Origin of the sequence: Peribacillus sp. RS7 (assembly GCF_041956845.1) — a bacterium.
GTDB lineage: Bacteria > Bacillota > Bacilli > Bacillales > DSM-1321 > Peribacillus.
On record NZ_CP168135.1, the window covers coordinates 2,776,647 to 2,796,966 of the forward strand.

Annotated in this window: 23 protein-coding genes; 20 read left to right on the top strand and 3 right to left on the bottom strand. The window is 37.3% G+C overall.

Annotation, left to right across the window (positions count from 1 at the left end):
- Window positions 1-20: 20 nt before the first annotated feature.
- From ACDZ29_RS14010 to ACDZ29_RS14060, 11 genes are all read left to right on the top strand, one after another.
- Window positions 21-728, top strand: a complete 708-nt coding sequence (locus ACDZ29_RS14010) for an amino acid ABC transporter permease (RefSeq protein WP_328113680.1) — start codon at window positions 21-23, stop codon at window positions 726-728.
- Between the two features lie 20 nt (window positions 729-748).
- A complete protein-coding gene (locus ACDZ29_RS14015; protein ID WP_375091060.1) occupies window positions 749-1,459 on the top strand; it encodes an amino acid ABC transporter permease in 711 nt (236 codons plus the stop codon).
- Window positions 1,456-2,226 carry an amino acid ABC transporter ATP-binding protein gene (locus ACDZ29_RS14020; RefSeq protein WP_370013851.1) on the top strand — a complete coding sequence of 257 codons (771 nt, stop codon included), beginning with the start codon at window positions 1,456-1,458 and terminating at the stop codon, window positions 2,224-2,226. Before ACDZ29_RS14015 ends, ACDZ29_RS14020 begins: the two co-directional genes overlap by 4 nt.
- A 23-nt stretch (window positions 2,227-2,249) precedes the next feature.
- Window positions 2,250-2,759 carry a GNAT family N-acetyltransferase gene (locus tag ACDZ29_RS14025; protein ID WP_370013852.1) on the top strand — a complete coding sequence of 170 codons (510 nt, stop codon included), beginning with the start codon at window positions 2,250-2,252 and terminating at the stop codon, window positions 2,757-2,759.
- Between the two features lie 14 nt (window positions 2,760-2,773).
- Window positions 2,774-3,916: an amidohydrolase gene (locus tag ACDZ29_RS14030; protein WP_375091061.1), complete on the top strand. Its 1,143-nt coding sequence runs from the start codon at window positions 2,774-2,776 to the stop codon at window positions 3,914-3,916.
- A 451-nt stretch (window positions 3,917-4,367) separates the two neighbouring features.
- Window positions 4,368-5,372, top strand: a complete 1,005-nt coding sequence (locus ACDZ29_RS14035; RefSeq protein WP_370013855.1) for an LLM class flavin-dependent oxidoreductase — start codon at window positions 4,368-4,370, stop codon at window positions 5,370-5,372.
- An 89-nt stretch (window positions 5,373-5,461) separates the two neighbouring features.
- Window positions 5,462-6,295, top strand: a complete 834-nt coding sequence (locus tag ACDZ29_RS14040) for a MetQ/NlpA family ABC transporter substrate-binding protein (protein WP_375091062.1) — start codon at window positions 5,462-5,464, stop codon at window positions 6,293-6,295.
- A 45-nt stretch (window positions 6,296-6,340) separates the two neighbouring features.
- Window positions 6,341-7,420 (top strand): methionine ABC transporter ATP-binding protein, encoded by a 1,080-nt coding sequence (locus tag ACDZ29_RS14045; RefSeq protein WP_375091063.1) that lies wholly within the window; start codon window positions 6,341-6,343, stop codon window positions 7,418-7,420.
- On the top strand, window positions 7,362-8,012 hold the full coding sequence (locus tag ACDZ29_RS14050) for a methionine ABC transporter permease (RefSeq protein ID WP_375091064.1): 651 nt from the start codon (window positions 7,362-7,364) through the stop codon (window positions 8,010-8,012). Before ACDZ29_RS14045 ends, ACDZ29_RS14050 begins: the two co-directional genes overlap by 59 nt.
- Window positions 8,013-8,047: 35 nt before the next feature.
- Window positions 8,048-8,899, top strand: a complete 852-nt coding sequence (locus tag ACDZ29_RS14055; RefSeq protein WP_375091065.1) for a MetQ/NlpA family ABC transporter substrate-binding protein — start codon at window positions 8,048-8,050, stop codon at window positions 8,897-8,899.
- Window positions 8,900-8,915: 16 nt separating this feature from the next.
- The gene (locus ACDZ29_RS14060; protein WP_375091066.1) at window positions 8,916-10,256 is read left to right on the top strand and encodes an LLM class flavin-dependent oxidoreductase; all 1,341 of its coding nucleotides are present in this window, start codon (window positions 8,916-8,918) and stop codon (window positions 10,254-10,256) included.
- Window positions 10,257-10,408: 152 nt separating this feature from the next.
- On the opposite strand, the gene ACDZ29_RS14065 is transcribed toward ACDZ29_RS14060, so the two are convergent.
- On the bottom strand, window positions 10,409-11,194 hold the full coding sequence (locus ACDZ29_RS14065) for a glucose-1-dehydrogenase (protein WP_289323703.1): 786 nt from the start codon (window positions 11,192-11,194) through the stop codon (window positions 10,409-10,411).
- An 18-nt stretch (window positions 11,195-11,212) separates the two neighbouring features.
- Complete coding sequence (locus ACDZ29_RS14070; RefSeq protein WP_375091067.1) at window positions 11,213-12,064, bottom strand: GRP family sugar transporter; 852 nt, start codon at window positions 12,062-12,064, stop codon at window positions 11,213-11,215.
- Window positions 12,065-12,277: 213 nt separating this feature from the next.
- Between ACDZ29_RS14070 and ACDZ29_RS14075 the strand changes: the two genes are divergently transcribed.
- Window positions 12,278-12,838 carry a thioredoxin family protein gene (locus tag ACDZ29_RS14075; protein ID WP_375091068.1) on the top strand — a complete coding sequence of 187 codons (561 nt, stop codon included), beginning with the start codon at window positions 12,278-12,280 and terminating at the stop codon, window positions 12,836-12,838.
- A gap of 176 nt (window positions 12,839-13,014) precedes the next feature.
- On the opposite strand, the gene ACDZ29_RS14080 is transcribed toward ACDZ29_RS14075, so the two are convergent.
- The gene (locus ACDZ29_RS14080) at window positions 13,015-13,560 is read right to left on the bottom strand and encodes a helix-turn-helix domain-containing protein (RefSeq protein ID WP_289323706.1); all 546 of its coding nucleotides are present in this window, start codon (window positions 13,558-13,560) and stop codon (window positions 13,015-13,017) included.
- 398 nt (window positions 13,561-13,958) lie between these two features.
- Here ACDZ29_RS14080 and ACDZ29_RS14085 point away from each other — a divergent pair, with 398 nt between their 5' ends.
- The 8 genes from ACDZ29_RS14085 to ACDZ29_RS14120 all read left to right on the top strand — a co-directional run bounded on the left by ACDZ29_RS14085 (window position 13,959) and on the right by ACDZ29_RS14120 (window position 20,313).
- Window positions 13,959-14,198 (top strand): PLD nuclease N-terminal domain-containing protein, encoded by a 240-nt coding sequence (locus ACDZ29_RS14085; RefSeq protein ID WP_034305547.1) that lies wholly within the window; start codon window positions 13,959-13,961, stop codon window positions 14,196-14,198.
- Window positions 14,195-15,100: an ATP-binding cassette domain-containing protein gene (locus ACDZ29_RS14090; RefSeq protein WP_375091069.1), complete on the top strand. Its 906-nt coding sequence runs from the start codon at window positions 14,195-14,197 to the stop codon at window positions 15,098-15,100. The genes ACDZ29_RS14085 and ACDZ29_RS14090 overlap by 4 nt, the downstream gene beginning before the upstream one ends.
- Window positions 15,097-15,885: an ABC transporter permease gene (locus ACDZ29_RS14095; protein ID WP_375091070.1), complete on the top strand. Its 789-nt coding sequence runs from the start codon at window positions 15,097-15,099 to the stop codon at window positions 15,883-15,885. Before ACDZ29_RS14090 ends, ACDZ29_RS14095 begins: the two co-directional genes overlap by 4 nt.
- A gap of 49 nt (window positions 15,886-15,934) precedes the next feature.
- A complete protein-coding gene (locus ACDZ29_RS14100; protein WP_375091071.1) occupies window positions 15,935-16,651 on the top strand; it encodes an ABC transporter ATP-binding protein in 717 nt (238 codons plus the stop codon).
- Window positions 16,626-18,218 carry a hypothetical protein gene (locus tag ACDZ29_RS14105; protein WP_375091072.1) on the top strand — a complete coding sequence of 531 codons (1,593 nt, stop codon included), beginning with the start codon at window positions 16,626-16,628 and terminating at the stop codon, window positions 18,216-18,218. Before ACDZ29_RS14100 ends, ACDZ29_RS14105 begins: the two co-directional genes overlap by 26 nt.
- A 79-nt stretch (window positions 18,219-18,297) precedes the next feature.
- Window positions 18,298-18,585 (top strand): transposase, encoded by a 288-nt coding sequence (locus ACDZ29_RS14110; protein ID WP_230300411.1) that lies wholly within the window; start codon window positions 18,298-18,300, stop codon window positions 18,583-18,585.
- 379 nt (window positions 18,586-18,964) lie between these two features.
- Entirely contained in the window at window positions 18,965-19,663 is a 699-nt protein-coding gene (locus tag ACDZ29_RS14115) for a 4'-phosphopantetheinyl transferase family protein (protein ID WP_375091073.1), read from the top strand.
- Window positions 19,654-20,313 (top strand): hypothetical protein, encoded by a 660-nt coding sequence (locus ACDZ29_RS14120; RefSeq protein ID WP_375091074.1) that lies wholly within the window; start codon window positions 19,654-19,656, stop codon window positions 20,311-20,313. The genes ACDZ29_RS14115 and ACDZ29_RS14120 overlap by 10 nt, the downstream gene beginning before the upstream one ends.
- The last annotated feature ends 7 nt before the right edge of the window (window positions 20,314-20,320 follow it).

Genomic DNA, 20,320 nt, shown 5'->3' on the forward strand with positions numbered 1-20,320 from the left:
AAGCGCGGAGGTGCTAAAGCATGGGGAAAGCATTTGATCCTTCATTAATCGTCGATTTCATTCCGACGTTAATATATTATCTTGGAGTAACATTGAAAATTCTGGCAGCATCCGTTTTATTAGGAATGGTCATCGGGATAGCGGCAGCCATCCTGAGATTATTTCGTATCCCTGTTTTGAATCAATTTGTCATTTTGTATATTTCATTCATTCGGGGAACGCCTATTTTAATACAATTATTTCTAGTTTTTTATGGACTGCCTGCAATCCTTTTATTCATTAATATTGATATTTCAAGAATGGATGCTCTATATTTTGTCATTATTACTTATGCATTAAGTAATGGGGCGCATTTCGCAGAAATATTCCGAGGAGCGATTAAGGCTGTCGATTATGGGCAAACGGAAGCAGCCTATTCTGTTGGTATGAATAATAGTCAAAGTTTTTTTCGGATTGTGCTTCCTCAGGCAATACGGATTGCTTTTCCGAATATCGCAAACTCTATTATCGGATCCTTGAAGGATACCTCACTTGCCTTTACCATCGGCGTAATGGATATGATGGGTAGGGGAGAGACATTAATTGCTGCAACTGCACATGCTCTCGAAGTCTATCTCTCATTAGCTGTTATCTATTATGCAGTCGTGCTATTGTTTGAGAAAATATTCAGACTTTATGAAAACCGCATTAATCGGCATCAAACTGTTGATGTGTCTGTTACTGGATAACAAAGGGAGGAGGGAAGGACTTGACGATTGATATTCTATTTATTTGGACTGCTTTTAAGGAGATTATTAAAGCACTTCCGATCACACTTATCTTAACGATGCTTCCTCTTCTTGCAGGTTTTATTATCGGTCTCGCTGTTGCCTTGATTAGGATATATAAAGTGAAATTTCTATGTAGAGTTGCAAATGGTTATGTTTCCTTCTTTAGAGGAACACCGATTATCATGCACATAATGCTTATTTATTTCGGTTTTCCATTATTAATCGATCAAATTTCTAAGAAATTTGATTTGGGTATACAATCTAATTCCATTCCGATTATTTTATTTGTCTTAACCGCCTTATCGTTGAGTGCGGGTGCTTATTTATCAGAAATATTCAGATCGGGAATTATCAGTGTCTCCAATGGCCAAATGGAGGCAGCCTATTCCGTGGGTATGAATTCGTTTCAAGCCATGACGCGAATTATTTTGCCACAGGCCATTGCTCAGTCCATCCCGAATTTCACGAATATTTTCATTGGATTTCTGCATACGTCATCCATTGCTTTCATTGTATCGCAAAAAGAAATGACAGGAGCAGCTAATATTGTTGCATCCACCAATTTGAAATTTTTGGAGTCTTTTATCGCTGCTGGTTTAATTTATTGGGGTCTCACAATCATTGCAGAAGGTCTTTCGTTTTTAATTGAGAAAAAGGCCACTGCCTATAATCGAGGAGGAGTACAATGATTTATTTAAAAGATATAAAAAAATCATTTAACCAGCAGCCCGTTTTAAAAGGTATTAATTTGAAAATAGCTAAGGGAGAAGTAGTTACCATTCTTGGGCCAAGTGGTTCTGGGAAAACAACCTTGCTTAGATGCTTGAATTTTCTGGAGAAACCAGATGAGGGAATGGTTCAAGTAGGAGATATACAGGTGAAGTCTAAGAAGGCGACAAAAAGGGAAATCTTGTCCCTTAGAAGACAATCGGCGATGGTTTTTCAGCATTATAACCTATTTGCTCATAAAACTGTTTTGGAAAATGTAATGGAAGGCTTAATTGTTACAAGAAAATATAAGAAAGCTCAAGCGAAACGGGAAAGTGAGCTGTTGTTGGAAAAAGTAGGTTTAGGAGATAAGCATAACCATTTCCCTTCACAATTGTCAGGAGGGCAACAGCAACGTGTTGGAATTGCTAGGGCACTTGCTTTAAATCCGGAAGTCATTCTTTTTGACGAGCCAACGTCGGCACTCGACCCTGAGTTGGTTGGGGAGGTGCTTTCTGTCATAAAAGCAATTGCACAGGAAGGCATCACGATGGTAATTGTAACCCATGAAATGAGTTTTGCTAAAGAGGTATCGGATCGTGTTCTATTCATGGATGGCGGGGTCATTGTAGAAGAAGGGTCACCATTGGAGATTTTCAATGCTCCAAAGAAAGATCGAACACGACAATTTTTAAACCGGATATCAAGAGATTTTTCCTTATCGTTTTTAGAAGAAAAGGTCAATTAAAGGAAGGGGCCAAAGGAGAACGTATGATTAATACAATCGTAGTCGATGAATTGATTGAAGAAGATAAAGAGACGGTGCGCCGCTTATTGGTAGAAAGTTATCAACAATATGAACATGAATATTCGAACCCGGAAGCTTGGGAAGGATATTTAAATAATATTGAATCCTCGGTGGATAATCCACATGTTGATAAGGTGTTGGTTGCAAAGTGCAATCAGGATATCCTTGGTACATTACAGCTTTTTCAGTCATCTGAAAAAGCATATGAAAAGCCGGAACTTGAGATTTTTTCACCAATCATTCGGTTGTTGGCCGTTCATCCCGAATCAAGGGGACGCGGTATCGCACAGGAATTATTAAAAGCTAGTGTAAATTATGCAAAATCGCAAGGTGCGTCCAGTTTGTATCTACATTCCACTGATAAGATGCATAAAGCCATTAAACTATATGAATGGTTTGGCTTTAAGCGGGATCGAACGAAAGAATTTCAAAATCATGATATTTTGGTAAAATGCTATCGCTTAGATTTTTAGAAGGAGGCGACTGTATGAGTCGAGAGCTGGAAAAGCGCTTAATATCGATACGGCGCCATTTACATCAATATCCGGAGTTATCAAATGAAGAATTCGAAACGACAAAATCGATTCAAAAGTGGCTCGGGGAAGAGGGTATTGAGATCCGTAATACAGGATTGAAAACAGGTGTATTTGCAGATATAAAGGGTGGTAAACCCGGACTTACCGTAGCCATAAGAGCGGATATCGATGCTCTTCCGATTGAGGAACAAACTGGGCTTCCATTTGCTTCGAAAGTAAAAGGAGTAATGCATGCGTGCGGCCATGATTTCCATACCGCAGCCGTTATTGGCGCTGCTTACCTTTTAAAAGAATTTCAATCAGAGCTGAACGGTACCGTGCGATTGATTTTTCAACCTGCAGAAGAATCAGGTGGGGGTGCGGCGCATGTGATAAAAGATGGTCAAATTGGCGATGTAGCGGCCATAATTGGGCTGCACAATAAACCGAATTTACCTGTTGGGACTATAGGGATAAAAGAAGGTCCGTTAATGGCGGCGGTGGACCGTTTTCAAATTGTTCTTCAAGGTAAGGGGAGTCACGCGGCCATCCCTCATAGTGGAAAGGATCCAATAGCAGCGGCGGCCCAGCTTATTACGGCTCTTCAAACTATCGTCAGCCGGAATGTATCCCCACTAGAAAGTGCTGTGGTGAGTGTAACGAGAATAACAGGGGGAAACACTTGGAATGTGATTCCCGGTAACGTCACACTAGAAGGAACGATACGAACCTTTGAATCTACAATCCGCGAAGAAATAAAGGATAAGTTTTATTCGATTGTGAATCATATCGCCGCTGCTTTTTCACAGGAAGCTACGATTGATTGGTTTCCTGGGCCCCCCGCGCTACATAATCATCCAGCTGTCACAGAGATGGCAAGCAGGTCTGCTTTGGGGCAATCATTACATGTAATCAATCCAGAACCTTCAATGGGTGGTGAAGATTTCGCTTATTACCTTCAACATATCCCCGGTACCTTTGCCTTTTTTGGTACAAACGGAAACGAAGATTGGCATCATCCAGCTTTTACTGTTGATGAAAATTCCATTATTAAAGCCGCTCATTTTTTATTTGAAAGTGCCAAGGATTTATTATATAACCATGGTAAGTGGTGAATATACATGACAAAGGTGCCAGACACGATTTCGTGCCTAGTACCATTGTTGTTGTAATTCCAAAGGTTTCGTTCCAACTTGATTTCAAGCATAGTCATGATGCGAACGTTCCCCCCATTTTACCTTCCATACATAGCCACTCTTCATTCTTTCATTCCAGCTTTTCATAGACTCCTCTCTCCTTTTCTCTTCCTCTCAATGATGAATCTTATTTTGATAGCGGTAAGAAGAATAGATCTCAAACCATGATAGGCGAGAGCATGGTTAATTATTAGACAAAGGCATTCCAAATTCATAAGCAATTGATAGAATTTTTTTATCAATTAAATAAATTTTTCTATCAAATAAGGTGTTGTCAAGTGCTTGTTTACAATGTTAGGATGAATTTCAATTACATTAAAACAACTAATTCGATTTGTTAACTAGGTATTAATGATTGGAGAGATGTCATATGAGTTTTAAGCTTGGAATATTAGATCAAAGCCCCATTTTTCCTGGGAATTCGGCAGTTGATGCACTTAAGCAAACCGTAAACCTAGCTCAAAAAGCTGAAGAATGGGGATATACCCGTTTTTGGGTATCGGAACATCATCATATGGAACAAGTTGCTGGATCTTCACCGGAAGTATTAATTTCTTATTTATTATCGAAAACCACATCCATTCGTGTAGGTTCGGGAGGTGTCATGCTTCAGCACTACAGTCCTTATAAAGTCGCTGAAAATTTTCATGTTTTATCCACTCTTGCCCCGGGCAGGGTAGATCTTGGCATTGGTAAAGCACCAGGTGGATTTCCTTTATCAACAAAGGCCTTACAATTTGGAACTGTAAATGATGGAAAAGATTTTGGGGAACGTGCATCCTTATTGCAAAAGTTTATTGAAAATTCGATTAATGATGATCACTTGCTCTCTGGTATTCAAGCAACACCGATACCGCCTGAAAAGCCAGAAACCTTTCTGCTTGGTGCAAGTTCAGACAGCGCTCAACTAGCCGCTAACCTCGGAATGGATTTTGTATTCGCCAGATTTATTAATAGTGATGATACCATGCTGTATGAAGCGTCCTCTGCTTACCGAAGCAAGTACCCAGAAGGTCGTTTTATCGTATCAGTAGCGGTTGTGGCAGCTCCTACCCAACAAAAAGCAGAGGAGCTGGCAAGCGAACAAAAACTATTTAAAGTTCATCTTCAAAGTGGCCGGACGCTGACAGTTCAATCACGTGAGCAGGCTGAGTCATTTGAGAAGCAGGCGGGTGAAGCTTACGAAATAGAAGAGCAGAGCGCAAGTGTTATTGCTGGGACTCCAGGATATGTTTACGGGGTTTTAAAGGAACTTCAGAAAGTTTTTCAAGTGGATGAATTTATTTTGCATACACCGCTTCGAACAGAAGCAGAACGGATTCAGTCTTTTCAGTTGTTGAGTCCGGTTCTCTTAGGGGAAGAGACTGTCATATAGAAGGAAAAGAAAAGATTCCAGCGGGCATGAAGCAGCTGATAAATATTTGTTATTCCAATATAAAAGGATAAAAAGAGGAGCGAGAAACATTGAAGAATATTAAATGGCTGTCCGTAACGGTTTTAACAGTAGTATTGCTGATATTGGGAGCTTGTGGAAGTAATGAGCAAACATCATCGGAGAGTAAAGGAGACAAGGATGAGGAAGTGACTTTGAAAATTAGTGCAGCCTCAATACCACATGCAGAAATTTTAGAGTTTGTCGCACCGGATATAGAAAAACAAGGCGTGAAACTGGATGTAGTGATTTCTACGGATGGCATTCAAACGAATCAACAAACAGCAGACAAAGAATTGGATGCAAACTTCTTTCAACATACCCCGTACTTAGAGCAAGTAAATAAAGATAGTGGTCTGAATTTGGTTAATGTGAAGGGTGTACATATTGAACCATTTGGTGTCTATTCCAAAAAAATTAAGTCTATAGGTGAATTGTCAGACGGAGCGAAAGTAGCCGTACCGAAAGATCCAGTAAACTTTTCGCGATCGTTACAGCTTTTTGCGGCAAATAATATCATTGAGTTGGATGCTTCTAAGTCAGGGGATTATACGATTGAGGACATTACAAAAAATGCTAAAAAAATAGAATTCATTCCAGTCGATTCCCCCCTTTTAGTTCACTCGCTAGATGATGTGGAAGCATCGGCCATTAACACAAACTATGCTCTGGAAGGAGGGTTAAAACCTCTCGATGATGCACTGATAATTGAAGGGAAGGATTCACCATATGTTAACATTTTAGTTGCTCGTCCAGACAATAAGGACGATAAAGCGATCCAAAAGCTTGCGAATGCATTAACGACGGAAAAGGTCAAAGAATTTATTTTAGATCAATATGAAGGAGCCGTCGTGCCCGCGTTTTAAGGGTGGCTTCTATACCAAGCTAATTAAAAAGAGGAGATGGCCACTTTGATAGAATTTCGTCGGGTTTCAAAAGTTTTTGATGACGGGGAGAAGAAAATTGAAGCGTTAAAGGAGATTAATATAACCGTTGAAAAAGGGGATATATTCGGGGTTATCGGTTTTAGTGGAGCCGGAAAAAGTACACTCATCCGAACTGTGAATCTACTGGAATATCCTACTTCAGGTGAAGTGATTGTAGAAGGAAAAAATCTTGCCAAGATGTCTGAAAAAGATTTGCGTGAAGCTAAGAAAAATATTGGCATGATTTTTCAGCATTTTAATTTACTTAATTCAAAAACAGTCTTTGATAATGTGGCGATGCCATTATTGTTAAGTAAAAAAAAGAAAAAAGAGATTGAAGAACGAGTTAATGAGATTCTCCGCTTTGTTGGTCTAGAAGACAAAGCAATGAACTATCCAAATCAACTTTCAGGTGGACAAAAGCAGCGTGTCGGGATTGCCCGTGCTTTGGCTACAAACCCTTCGATTCTATTATGTGATGAAGCAACATCGGCATTGGATCCACAAACAACAAAATCAATCCTGAATCTGTTGAAACGGATAAATGAAGAATATAAAATTACCATTCTAATTATCACGCACGAAATGGAAGTGATTAAAGAAATTTGTAATCGGGTTGCAGTGATGGAGGATGGGAGCGTGATTGAATCAGGAAATGTGATCGATATTTTTGCCCGTCCGCGAACAGAAACAACACGTAACTTCATTCGATCGGTTGTTCGCGATGAAGTGCCATCAAGTGTTTATGGATTGCTCAATGAGGATGCCTATTTCAGCCGAATTTTTAAAATTGATTTTTTGGGATTGAGCTCTGGGCAGCCTATCGTTTCAAAAACAGCGAAGAGGTTTAACGTGGAAATAAACGTTCTGTTCGGCAATATTACTGAGTTACAAGGCATCCCATTTGGTAATTTAATTGTTGAAATAATAGGAAATGAAGATGAAATTGATCGGGCATTACAGTTTATAAAGAATCAAAATGTCAAAGTGAAGGAGGTTACGAAGGATGGAAGTAAGCAAAGAACTCATTTTAAACGCCTTGTGGGAAACGCTGTACATGGTTAGTATTTCACTTTTTTTTGGAAGCATCATTGGAATATTCTTAGGCATTTTATTGGTTGTAACAAGAAAAGGTCATATTTATGAAAATAGATTTATTTTTTCTATAGTGAATCCGATTGTAAATATTTTCCGATCGATTCCGTTTATTATCTTGCTTGTGGCGATTATTCCATTTACAAGACTAATTGTTGGTACGTCGATTGGTACGACAGCGGCAATTGTGCCACTCGTGCTTCATATTGGCCCATATATCTCAAGACTTGTGGAGAATTCGCTATTGGAAGTGGATGAAGGCATTATTGAAGCCGCGAAAGCCATGGGAGCAACGCCGTTACAAATTATTTTCAGGTTTTTAATGCCTGAGGCTTTTGCGTCATTAATTCTAAGTATAACAACTGCAACAATTGGTTTAGTGGGCGCTACAGCCATGGCAGGAGCTATAGGTGGCGGTGGACTTGGAGATGTAGCGATAACATATGGCTATCAACGCTTTAGCACTATTACGATATTCGTCACCGTTGTAATTCTAGTAATTGTTGTTCAGGGAGTACAAAGTTTAGGAAATATATTCGAACGGAAAATTAGAAGAGTGTAGTGGCGGTAGTTTACAGAGGGGGAGTGGAATGAATGATGAAAAAATGTATTTTACCTATACTGCTTATCTTGGGGGTGTTATTGGCAGGTTGCTCAAGTGATTCAACGAATGCAGGAGGGAAACAAACGAAAGTGAAGGTAGGGATTAGAAATTCTGAACTTCGAACATGGGAATTTTTAAAGGAACAGGCTGAAAAAGAAGGGGTGGAAATTGAAATTGTTAATTTCTCATCGGCTTATGATCCGAACGAAGCGCTGGCAGAAGGGGATATTGATATCAACGCCTTTCAACATGTTGCCTATTTAGATTCATTTAATGCGAAAAATAATACAGACATCGTTCCAATTGGGACTACAATTATTGCTCCTCTCGGTTTGTATTCAAGCAAATATAAATCGGTGGAAGAGATCCCAAATGGTGCACAAATTGCTGTGCCCAATGATCAAGCTAACTGGGGAAGATCTTTATTGCTATTACAAGAAGCAAAACTCTTAAAGGTTGTGGATGACTTTGACGGGAATGGTGGACAGGACAAAATAAAGGAAAATCCGAAGAAAATCAAAATTATTCCTGTCGATGGTGCCAGTGCCCCACGTGTGATGGAAGATACAGCTGGTTCGGTGATTAATAATGGAGTTGCGGTAGAAGCGGGACTAAATTTAGAAGATGCTCTTATTTATGAAAGTAGTACTGCAAAGCCTTATATTAATATCATAGCGGCTAGGAGTGAAGATCAAGACAATGAAATTTACCGAAAATTAGTTGATCTCTATCAATCAGAGAAAACGGCTAAATTTATTGAAGAAACTTACAATGGAAACTATATTCCAACATTCATTACCTTGAAAGAATTGAGCAGTTATAAGGAGATATATTCTAATAAATAAGGAAGGAGAGATTAGAATGGCTCAAGACAGAAAGATGAAGTTAGCTGCTTATCTGATTGGAACAGGTATGCATGTTGCGTCGTGGCGGCATCCGGCATCAAATCCGAATGCAAGTATTGATGTGAAAGCTTTGCAAAGACTCTCAAAAATTGCGGAAAAAGGGAAATTTGACCTTGCCTTTGTGGCAGATAGTTTGGCCATTAATCAAGAATCGCATCCTCAAATACTTAATCGATTTGATCCGATTATACTAATTACAGCATTAGCTGCAGCTACAGAAAAAATCGGCATTGGGGCGACAGCTTCTACAACGTACAGTGAACCATATGTACTCGCTCGCCAATTTGCTTCTGTTGACCATATAAGCGGCGGACGGGTGGGATGGAATGTTGTTACTACAGCTGATGCGACCGGAGAGACTGCCTTGAATTTCAGTCGTGATAAACATTGGGCACACGATCATCGTTATGAACGAGCGGAGGAGTTCATCGACGTTGTCCAAGGATTATGGGATTCGTGGGAAGATGATGCGTTTGTGCATAACAAAGAAACGGGACAATTTTTTAATCCTGATAAAGTGCATGAGCTTCGTTATAAAGGCAACTATTTTTCGGTAAAAGGTCCGTTGAATATTGCACGTTCGGCGCAGGGGCAGCCGGTTATCATTCAAGCGGGTGCGTCTATACAAGGGCAGCGATTAGCCGCTCGAACAGCCGAAGTCGTTTTCACACATTGGGATAACATTGAAGAATCCAAACGATATTACCAAGAATTAAAATCGTCTTTAATGGATTTTGGAAGAAGCGTGGAAGAGCTCCACATCCTTCACGGCATTTCCCCTATTATCGGAGAAACCGAGGAAATAGCCATTCAAAAATACAATAAACTCCAAAGTCTCGTCGACCCTTATCAGAGTTTGAAATTCGTTTCTGGTTATATGGGTAACGTAGATTTTTCAAAATATTCTTTAGATACACCAGCGAAGGATGTTGAATTTCCATCAGTAAATAGCATACAAAGTAACTTTAATGAAATGAAGAAAATTATTGGTGAAGAAGACATAAAAGTTGGTGAATTATATGCGAGATTTTTCAGTCCTGCCAGACGAGATAGATTTGTCGGTACACCAAGTCAAGTAGCTGATGAAATGGAGGTATGGTTTACTGAAAAAGCTGCAGATGGCTTTATGATTCAATTTCCACTGTTACCAGGCGACTTAGAGGATTTCGTCGAGAAGGTTGTTCCAATTTTACAGGAGAGGGGTTTGTTCCGTTTGGACTATGAAGGAGACACTCTCCGTGATCACCTTGGATTAAAGAATCCAAAAAATCGGTTTGTTTATGAAGAAAATAGGTAATTAACGGGAATAGGGGATTAGATTAGTCGTATTTTCATCATTAGAATCCATCAAATAAAGACATATATAAGGGGATGACAAAGGAATGAGGGACATAGGAGAAATCCTAGTCCCTCAAATTCTTTTCTCCTATCCATATAGCTAAGTTAAGATCAGCCTTTTCCTGCTTGGAATCCTGGATATTTGGTCATTCCGCCGTCAGCATATAAGGTCATGCCCGTTACGTAGCTTGATTCAGCGGAAGCTAACCAAGCAGCACAAGCGGCAATTTGTTCCGGTTTTCCGATATATCCCATCGGTATCAGGTCGATGACTTCTTGTTTAGCTTTTGGGTCATTGAACTTTTCGGCATTGATTGGTGTGTCGATTGCGCCAGGAGAAATATTATTAATGCGAATCCCTTTAGGAGCATATTCAAGTGCAAGGGTTTCTGTCATCATCTTCACTCCGCCCTTACTTGCTGCATAGTGGACAAAATGAGGCCAAGGAATCCGGTCATGAACGGAAGACATGTTAATGATATTCCCCTTAATACCATGATCAAGCATATAACTGATGGCTTCCCTGCTAGCCAGGAACATACCCGTTAGATTTACATCGATGACTTTCTGCCAATCTTCAAGTGTCAATTTTTCACTTGGCACTTCATTTTCAATACCGGCATTGTTGATCATGATGTCGATTGTACCAAAGGTGTCCACAGCGAATGAAAGCAATTTCTTCACATCCGCTTCCTTTGAAACGTCTCCTTGAATGGCTGCGGCTTTCCCGCCGGCAGCTTCAATCGTCTTGATGATTTCCTTATGGTCGCCATTTTCAGTGTGATAATTCAATACTACATGTGCTTTTTCTTTACCGAACCTTTCGGCCATGGCTTTTCCTAACCCTTTTGCCGCCCCAGTGATCACGACTACTTTTTTCTCTAAATCTTCATACATCAATTATCTCTCCTTTGACTATTCTTTTGTAAAGCCGATCATGATTCCGCCAGTAATTACGAGTACACATCCGATGATGACGAAGGCCATTTGCTTTTTGGACTTTTTCTCTCCTAAAAGAAAGATGCCGCCTAAAGTCGAAATGACGATTCCCATTTGGGAAAATGAGAAAGCGATGGCAACGCCCACTTTTGGATTAGCGAGCAGGAGACCGATATTGCCGATTGCCCACATGATTCCGGTTAGAATATTTCGTCCGGCATACTTATTAAACGGTTTATGTTTGATGGAAAGGAGCAGGGCAGCTAGGAACATGCCAATTGCTTGAGGCAGGATCGCCGACCATCCGTCAACTTCATTCCATCTGACTACAATGACATATGTAACATAACCCACTGTTGAAATGGCAAGATAAAAAATCCCTTTTTTCATGCTACCTGCTTTTTTGTTATCACCATCGCCGTAGCTCGTCAGCAAGACACCTGTAATCAAACAGATTATTGCAACAATGCCGATGATGACTGTAATCCTGTCATTCCATTCCCTGAAAATGATAACGGCAAAGAATGTATTTCCTAGAATTTGCAGTCCTGTTGAGATTGGAACGGTTTTCGATACCCCGATTTCCTTGACGCTATTGAATTGAAATAACTGCCCGAATGCCCAGCCTATCCCGGAAATGATGCCGACAATCCATACTGCACTGCTCCATTCCGGCGGATTAATGAAAGACATCACGATGGCGAACAGTAATGAACCGACTGTAATGCCAAGTGTTTGATTATAAGAGTTGCCTCCGAGTTTTTCGGCAACAAGCACTAAGCTGCCCCATGTCAATGCAGGGAGTAGCGCAAAGAGAAAACCTTCCACAAAATTTCATCTCCTAAACTAAAAAACAATGTTTTAATAAATATAAAATAGGTAGTTACCAAGCTATTGAATGTATTTAGAGTTTTCCCTCTACACGGGAAAGAAAACATGGTTTTAATTTACCAATTTGTCATTTTATTTTTCAGTGTGTAAACAATGAAATAATAATTGGTTTATGGTACTTTTAATGTAAAAATAGTTAGGAGAAATAGTATGACGACACTGAATGAATGGTTTGAAAAGGGGATTCCTGCTAAAGAATTTGTATCTTCGATGAAAGTTCATAAAGAAAACGTACAATCGATTCAGGAGGGCTTTTCCATTTCTGCAGAGGACCAAGGGTTCTTTGATGCATTAAAGACGAAGGAACTTAGAGCCATTGTCATTACTGAAGACTGGTGCGGAGACGCGATGATGAATATTCCTATATTGCTGAATATATCTGAAGCGGCAAATATTGAAACTCGCATGGTTTTACGAGATCAAAATCTTGAACTGATGGATCAATACTTAACGAATGGAACAGCGCGTTCGATCCCCATTTTTATATTCATTGATAAGAATGGGGAAGAAAAAGCTGTTTGGGGACCTCGTGCACCAAAGGTACAAGAGTACGTAATGGAGTTAAGGTCTGACCTGCCGGCCAAGGATGATGAACGTTTCGAGGCAGAGCAAAAGGCAGTTATTAAAAAGATAACTGCAGCTTTTGCTGAAGAAAAGCACCTGTGGGACGAAGTATACAGCAGCATCAAGGAAGCATTGGGGAGCTGCTGACAGCGGGGTATAGCACTTTTTGACCTGCCCAAAAAAAAGGGTGGTAAGCCCATTTTAGAGTTTCTTCCATAATGAATGGCTGTTTCAAAACGGAGACTGCAACCTGATTGGTTGAATATATAGATACTATTCTCACCGTTCTTGAGTCCATGGTTTTGGAACAGCTTTTTCATTTTTTATGATTCTGGAATAATTGTAACGCCGATTGTTCGAATAGGAGAGTCTTGTTTAGCACTTTGATTCGTAGCTTTGTAGTATTTTAACATTAAATCGTTCAATTCATTTTGGAAGTTAATAAAGCTTTCATCATCAAGCTTTAGTTCTAAAAGGGAAAAGGTTGAACCATCCTCTGCGCAGTCTCTTTCTTCTAATTTATTAAGATAGTTTTGATATTGAGTCATAAGGGATAATTGATAATAAGAAAAATAATTCACCTTTTTCTCATTAGAAGATTTTTTCCATTCTTCCCCGCTAAGTCGCGCTTCTTCTTCATTTAAAACATAGTATTTTTCGGAAACGGATCTCACCTTTTTCTCTTTTACAATGCGAATGACCCCTGAATCCAACAGAACCTGTATATGTCTATATAATGTTGCTTGGGGTACATCTTTAATGACTTTTAACATTTCCAATGGTGTTAAGCCATTTTCCCTGTTTCTCATTAAAGCTTGGGTAATCTTTATTCTTACAGGATGCATTAAAATTTCAGCTTTATTAATCATCTTATTCTCCTCACATTGGAAATTATAACTGGATAAGTTTCAATCAATTTTAATGTTGACCATGAATAATAAGTTTAATTCATCATATATTGTAATGTTTGAATCATTTTCATTTATAAAAATGACACGGTTTGAAAAATAATAGTACAGAAATATTTTTTCGAAGTAAATAATAAGCCTTTTCAAATAAGTGTAAAAAAATAATGTCTTCATGAAAAAAATTTAATAAATAACACTATATTTTTATTATTATTCATTGTGATAATATTATCATTATAAATAACAATAAAAACTAAAACAATATTTTATTAAAGAAAAAAATAGGTGCAAAATTCCATTTTTCATGTTATCATTATCGATAATGATAATAATATTTCGTTTTCAAAGGAGTGGTATATATGGAATTGCATTATGGATGGAACGAATTGAAAGATATTGATTTCATGTCTATTCTGCCGATTATTTTACCGGTAATTGCTATTGGAATGATTTTAGTGCTTATAGCATTAATTGATTTATACAGAAATCGAAAGACGAGGAAAAATGTTTTATTGTGGACACTCATCATTATTTTTGCAAATACTATCGGTCCAATTCTGTACTTCGTTATTGGTAGAAAGGACAGTGAAAGAATATGAAATTAGAGATTAAAAATGTTACAAAAAAATTCAAAGAAAAAACAGCGGTCAATAATTTTTCAATGGAACTGCAATCAGGGGAATGTGTTGGATTGATAGGGCCAAATGGGGCTGGTAAATCGACACTAATAAAAGTGATTTCAGATATTATAGATCCAAGTATGGGAGAAGTATTGCTTGATGGTAAGAAAATTTCAAAAATGAAAAAGGAAATAGGCTATTTACCACAATACCCAAACTTCTTTCAATGGATGACTGCCAAAGAAACCCTCACTTTCATGGGGCAGCTCTCAGGTATCAAGAGGGAAGAATTATTAAGCGGCATTCCAGAGATATTGTCGAAAGTGGGGTTGAGCGGGGAAGAGAATTCCAAGGTGCGGACTTTTTCTGGCGGAATGAAACAAAGGCTTGGAATTGCACAGGCGCTGTTACATAAACCAGCATTGATTGTCATGGATGAACCGGTTTCTGCATTGGATCCAATCGGCCGGAGAGAAGTGTTAAACATCATAAAAGAGATAAAGAAAGATACGACAATTTTATTATCGACGCATATATTAAGCGATGCAGAAGAAATATGTGAGAGGTTTGTCATTATAAAAAGTGGTAAAAAAATTGAGGACACAACAATGTCGGAATTAATAAACAGGAATAGCGGAAATAAAATCAATGTCGACATAACCTCTAAAAGTCAAAAATGGATTGAAAACGTTAAAAGCTTGAACTTTGTCAAAGGTGTAGAGGTAATGGGAAATAAATTGAAAATAGAAGTGGAAAATATTGAGTCAAACAAGAATATGTTACTGGCGAATGCTTTGGAGCATAATGTTGATCTTGTAAGGTTCGAAATAGATAACGATACACTGGAAGAGATATTCTTAAAATTGGTGGTGGAAAAATGAATAATTTTGCCGTTTTAGCTAAAAAGGAATTTGTTCAGATGTTACGTGAATATAAAGTGATTTGGCTGCCGCTTGTATTTATATTTTTAGGAATAACTCAACCCGTCGTAAGCTATTATTTACCTTCAATATTAGAGGCACTGGGCGGGGGCCAAGGGATCACCATTGATCCAAGCATGGCTGCCCAAAAAGGCGGCGAAGTTCTTGCTAGTACCTTAGGGTCTCAATTCGATCAGCTAGGGGTCATGATCATCATCGTTTCCATGATGGGAGTCGTACAATCCGATAAAGCAAATGGAATGCTGGCTTTCATTCTTACAAGGCCAGTGACGGTTGGATCTTATATAAGCGGGAAAATCATTTCCAATTATCTGTTTGTTGCATGCAGTGTAGCATTGGGATATTTGGTTTCATATCTGTATGTAGTTTTTTTGTTTACGAGTGTTGATTTTGGGAATTTAGTAGTGGCTTTGCTGTTCTATCTGCTGTGGATCCTATTTATCGTTTCATTCACGACGATGATCAGTACCATTTTTAATAGTCAGGGTATTATTGCATTAATTTCGATAGTATTTCTCCTCGGCTGTAGAATCATAGTTGGATTAAGTCCGGTTATAGACAATGTGAATCCGGCAAGCATGAGTAAACATGCCATGGAAGTACTGATTTTAGGCACAGTCAATTCACAGGCGATTTGGGGTGCAATAGCGGCACTTGCGTTAACGGCAGTAACGATATTGGTAACGAACATATGGATTTTAAAAAAGAAGTTCAATAACGAGTAAGTTGGGGATGGAAATGTGTTAATCATGAAGTGATGGGAGGATGATAACTTTGTTAAGCATCACAGATTTAGAGAAAAGCTACTCGGCCAAGAAGATTTTGAATGGCGTAAATCTAGAAATCAAAAAAGGGGAAATCTTAGGTTTTATTGGGGCAAATGGTGCAGGGAAAACCACGACGCTGAACATTATTACGGGGATTTTAGATTCTGAAAATGGAAGGGTTGAAATAAATGGCCTGACCAAAGAAGACGGCAAAGAATATAAAAAACAATTTTTCTTCATCCCTGATACTATCAATGTTTTTAACAATGTTTCGGGATTTGATTGGATTCGTTTCTTGATGAACCTATATGGAAATGATGACAAAGAACGTTTGGGGAAATATATCAATCGGTTTGGGATGCAGGAGTCCATTAAAAAGCCAATGGGAAGTTATTCCTATGGAATGATGCATAAGGTATCCCTGATAGCGGCTTTTACCATTAATCCCCCGATCATCATTATGGATGAACCGTTAAATGGATTAGATCCAAACGCCGTTTTAGTTTTTAAGGGGTTAATCAAACAATATGTTGAAACGGGCGGTACAGTGTTTTTCTCGACGCATCTGCTGGATGTGGCAGAGAAAATTTGTAATACAGTGGCTATTTTAAAAGAGGGGAAAATCATCCTGCATGATGAAATACAAAATATAATAGGTGAAAGTTCATTAGAATCTACCTTTATGGAGGCTCAGGTATATGAAGGAAAAACTTCAGTTAACTAGATTTTTCATTTCTTCCTTCTATAAAATGCCCAAGCAGACAATGTTGCAGGCTGTACTGATAATAGCCGTTTTTTATATGTTTTTGCAGTTGACTGTCGTAAACGCCTTTGTTTATTTCCTTGGAGATACCGAGGTCTTCCTGTTTTATAATGTAACGACTTCTAGCATTCTCGTCTTTGCATTGGTTTGCTATTTGTCAACATCACAAATATTTGCGTATTATGAATTTAAAGTATTGGCGCCTCTGCCACTCACCTATAAAGAAATATCAAGGGCTAAGGTGTTAAGTAGCTTATGGGTCCCCACCATCTTATCAATGGTAATCCAGGTGCCAACAATAGGCTTCTTGATAGTCGATCTAAAGTTTATGGAAGCGTTTAAATTATTCATATTTTTACCGATTGTCAATGGTTTAACGGCTTTGCTCCTGCTTTTTATCTTATCGTGCATTAATAGGTATTATTATAGATTCAAAAATAAAGTAGCATACTTACTGGTGAACATTGCTGTCATTCTCATGCTTGCGATTATTTCCATTGTATATTTTACTGGAAAATCATCGATTGCCATATCAAAGGTCATCTCGGAAATAGATTTGAATTCTATTGAAGGTCTAAAAAACTCGTTGGAATTCATAATGAGACATATGTTTGAAACCGCAAATATGATTCCAGTGATTAAGTGGATACTGGATGCTTTTGTATCAAATGAAATAACAGTTCAATTTATTATGATTTATATTTCGATACTAGTAATTGGTTTCCTATTGTATTCATTTATTATAGAAAACATTTCCGTTAATTATTTCAAAAACGGGTTATTGGGAAATAACAAAGCGAATATGAAAAACTCAAAGGTTAATATATCAAAAAATCAATGGAGTAACTATTTACAAAGAGAGATATGGATCATTAAGTCTGAAGCATATTTTAAGATGCAAATCGCTTTAGGTCTTTTATTGCCGCCGGTCTTTTCACTTGTCATGTTATTGCTGATTCAGAATGAAGTGTTCCCGAATTATTTGAATATAACGAAAGAGGGAGTCTTTGATAAGTACTTTTCATATTCGGTCCTTTTCTTGTGTTGTATTAATAATATAAGTGGAACCCCATATTCAAGAGAAGGGAAATATCATTATTTACTGAAAAGTGCCCCTTTTGATGAAAAATATGTTTATTTTTCTAAAGTGATATTTTCATCAATAATAGGAATTATAGCCGTATTGATCAGCTTTATGATATTTGCACTTTTTGGCTATTGGGAAATGGAAAATGCAGTCATGTTATTAATAACTTCTTGTTTAGTGGTTTGCTATAATCTTCTAACACCATTATATGATATGAAAAATCCAAGTATAGAATGGGAGAATCCATCTGCTGCCATTAAATCAAACCCCAATGTATTAATAAGCCTGCTTTATGGATTGCCATTATTAATCATGGTTACAGCCATTCATTTTGGCTTGGTTTGGTTCAGTGTCCAACCCCTGATGGGAGCCCTCATAATATTAATGATCGTAATAGCGATCAATTCCGTTTTGATTAATAGGTTGAAATATAATATATGAAAGTCGTTATATTAGAAAAGTATATAAAGAAAGTACAGAAAATCGGCACTAAATAAATTTAATAAAGGAGTGTCTTATTATGGGGAAGCACCATGATAGAGATTTTAAAATTTATGCTGCTCGATTAGTATTGGAAGAAGGCAGAAAACCTAGGGAATTGGCCGAAGAACTTAATATCTCGACACCTACATTAAGAAATTGGGTCAATATCTATAAAGAAACAAATGAAGAGGGACAGGCGGACTCCAGTATTGGTTTTTCAGGTCTCAGTCTAAAAGAAGAAAAGGATAAAATAATTAAAGATTTACAGGAAGAGAATGAGATATTAAAAAAGGCAATGCACATTTTCACGAAACAACCAAAATGATCGAACAGTATGAAAACCATATTTTATTTTTCACAAATTATAGTGAAAAATAAAATATGGTTTTTTTAATTAGAAAATTTATTCATTTCATACACACTTTTTAAAGTGTTTCATACTAAATTCCCTATGAAAATACTACTAAGAAGGAAAAGTAATAAAAATTGGTAAAGTTATTATGTAATGTAGATAATTTACAAATTTTTAATGGACTCGGCAAAATTGTTGTGATAAAGTGTTATCGATAATGATAATAGGTAATAATTAACCTAATAAATGAAATAATTGTTTAAAAAAAGAAATTTTTGAGGAAAAAAATGGAGAAAAAATGCGGAATTCCAAAAAAAAGAGGGGAGGGAAATTATAATTGATTGAATATTTTATGAATAAGAAAAAAATTTATAAATCTTACATCAAGTTTTATGAAGCGGATTCAGTCAATTTGGACTATATTGATGATATTTTCAACGAAAAGGAATGGAATTATCTTAATTTGCAAAATGGCAAAAGAACCATCGAAGCAAAGAAAAGTTTGTACTTTGGAAAAAAAGCAATTATGGAGTTTTTAGATATAGGTTTGGATGAAATAAAGAATGTATCACTGTTGAAAGGAGTCTTTGGACAGCCGATTATTGTTAATAACTTGTTCTTATTAATGAACATGAACATAGGTATATCCATCACTCATACGGATAAAACATTCGGAATATTGATTTTTGATCAACTGCATCCAATGGGAATCGATATTGAAACTAAAACGAAAACTGATTCTGAATTTTTAGAGACCTATTTAACGGAATCTGAGAAAAAAATGATTAAGGAAAGTGAAGGTCTTTTAAGTAAGGAAATTTTCTTTAGTGCAAAAGAAAGTCTATCAAAAATACTAAAAACAGGATTGACCTCTCCACTTGAAATCTATGAGGTTTCCAAGGTTGAAATGAATCATGATAGCATCTCACTTTTCTATAGAAATTTTCCCCAGTACAAATCAACGGTTGTACTCGTGAATGATGAAATAAGAAGCGTTACCTTTCCAATAAATTCTACGAAAATAATTGAGGGGGAATACCAATGGAATTAAAAATGGAAGCAAATGCTGAATTTAAAAACAATAATAAATTAGTACAATATCTTTTTAAAAAAGAGGATAGAGTTCATAAGTTAATATTTTCGTTATTACTACTCAGTTTAATCGCAGGTATAGAAACGACGCTTTTGTTATATTCTGCGGATCAAAAAGGAATGAATGTATTAAATGGCATGTCCATTTCAGAAATCGGAGCCATGAGTTTTGCCATTAACACAATTATAATGGGGGCTCTAGGGTTATTGGTTACTTTCATCATTCAAATATTAATTGTGTGCCTATTATTCTTAGTTTTAAAAGAAAGACCGGTAAATATTAAAGGAATTTGCCAAGCTGTCATAAATGCTGGGATATGCATCGTAATTGGATCTGGTGTTAATGCCATAATTGCATTATTGGTTAAGAGCAAGGAAACGACATTTACTAGTTTATCCTTACTGGTGCATGATAAAAGTTCCATCCTTCACACCTTCATGGCCGAGTTTGAATTATTTTACATTGTCAGTTTAATACTATTCAGTTTTAGTTTGGAAAAGTTGGCGCTCGTCAAGAGAAGAAATGCAATAATCATAACGATTGTAATAGCTTTAATTTCTTTAGTTTTTCATATGCTGACAGTTGCATCAGGCACATATTTAAAATAATGGGGGA

Excerpts from the sequence above, each read along its gene's own strand:
- ACDZ29_RS14030 (WP_375091061.1), top strand. The coding sequence starts at position 2,774 with ATGAGTCGAGAGCTGGAAAAGCGCTTAATATCGATACGGCGCCATTTA.
- ACDZ29_RS14020 (WP_370013851.1), top strand. The coding sequence starts at position 1,456 with ATGATTTATTTAAAAGATATAAAAAAATCATTTAACCAGCAGCCCGTT.
- ACDZ29_RS14080 (WP_289323706.1), bottom strand. The coding sequence starts at position 13,560 with ATGATTAATAAAGCTGAAATTTTAATGCATCCTGTAAGAATAAAGATT.
- ACDZ29_RS14075 (WP_375091068.1), top strand. The coding sequence starts at position 12,278 with ATGACGACACTGAATGAATGGTTTGAAAAGGGGATTCCTGCTAAAGAA.
- ACDZ29_RS14120 (WP_375091074.1), top strand. The coding sequence starts at position 19,654 with ATGGAATTAAAAATGGAAGCAAATGCTGAATTTAAAAACAATAATAAA.
- ACDZ29_RS14085 (WP_034305547.1), top strand. The coding sequence starts at position 13,959 with ATGGAATTGCATTATGGATGGAACGAATTGAAAGATATTGATTTCATG.
- ACDZ29_RS14035 (WP_370013855.1), top strand. The coding sequence starts at position 4,368 with ATGAGTTTTAAGCTTGGAATATTAGATCAAAGCCCCATTTTTCCTGGG.
- ACDZ29_RS14095 (WP_375091070.1), top strand. The coding sequence starts at position 15,097 with ATGAATAATTTTGCCGTTTTAGCTAAAAAGGAATTTGTTCAGATGTTA.
- ACDZ29_RS14060 (WP_375091066.1), top strand. The coding sequence starts at position 8,916 with ATGGCTCAAGACAGAAAGATGAAGTTAGCTGCTTATCTGATTGGAACA.
- ACDZ29_RS14115 (WP_375091073.1), top strand. The coding sequence starts at position 18,965 with ATGAATAAGAAAAAAATTTATAAATCTTACATCAAGTTTTATGAAGCG.
- ACDZ29_RS14055 (WP_375091065.1), top strand. The coding sequence starts at position 8,048 with ATGAAAAAATGTATTTTACCTATACTGCTTATCTTGGGGGTGTTATTG.
- ACDZ29_RS14090 (WP_375091069.1), top strand. The coding sequence starts at position 14,195 with ATGAAATTAGAGATTAAAAATGTTACAAAAAAATTCAAAGAAAAAACA.
- ACDZ29_RS14105 (WP_375091072.1), top strand. The coding sequence starts at position 16,626 with ATGAAGGAAAAACTTCAGTTAACTAGATTTTTCATTTCTTCCTTCTAT.
- ACDZ29_RS14050 (WP_375091064.1), top strand. The coding sequence starts at position 7,362 with ATGGAAGTAAGCAAAGAACTCATTTTAAACGCCTTGTGGGAAACGCTG.
- ACDZ29_RS14025 (WP_370013852.1), top strand. The coding sequence starts at position 2,250 with ATGATTAATACAATCGTAGTCGATGAATTGATTGAAGAAGATAAAGAG.
- ACDZ29_RS14010 (WP_328113680.1), top strand. The coding sequence starts at position 21 with ATGGGGAAAGCATTTGATCCTTCATTAATCGTCGATTTCATTCCGACG.
- ACDZ29_RS14065 (WP_289323703.1), bottom strand. The coding sequence starts at position 11,194 with ATGTATGAAGATTTAGAGAAAAAAGTAGTCGTGATCACTGGGGCGGCA.
- ACDZ29_RS14110 (WP_230300411.1), top strand. The coding sequence starts at position 18,298 with ATGGGGAAGCACCATGATAGAGATTTTAAAATTTATGCTGCTCGATTA.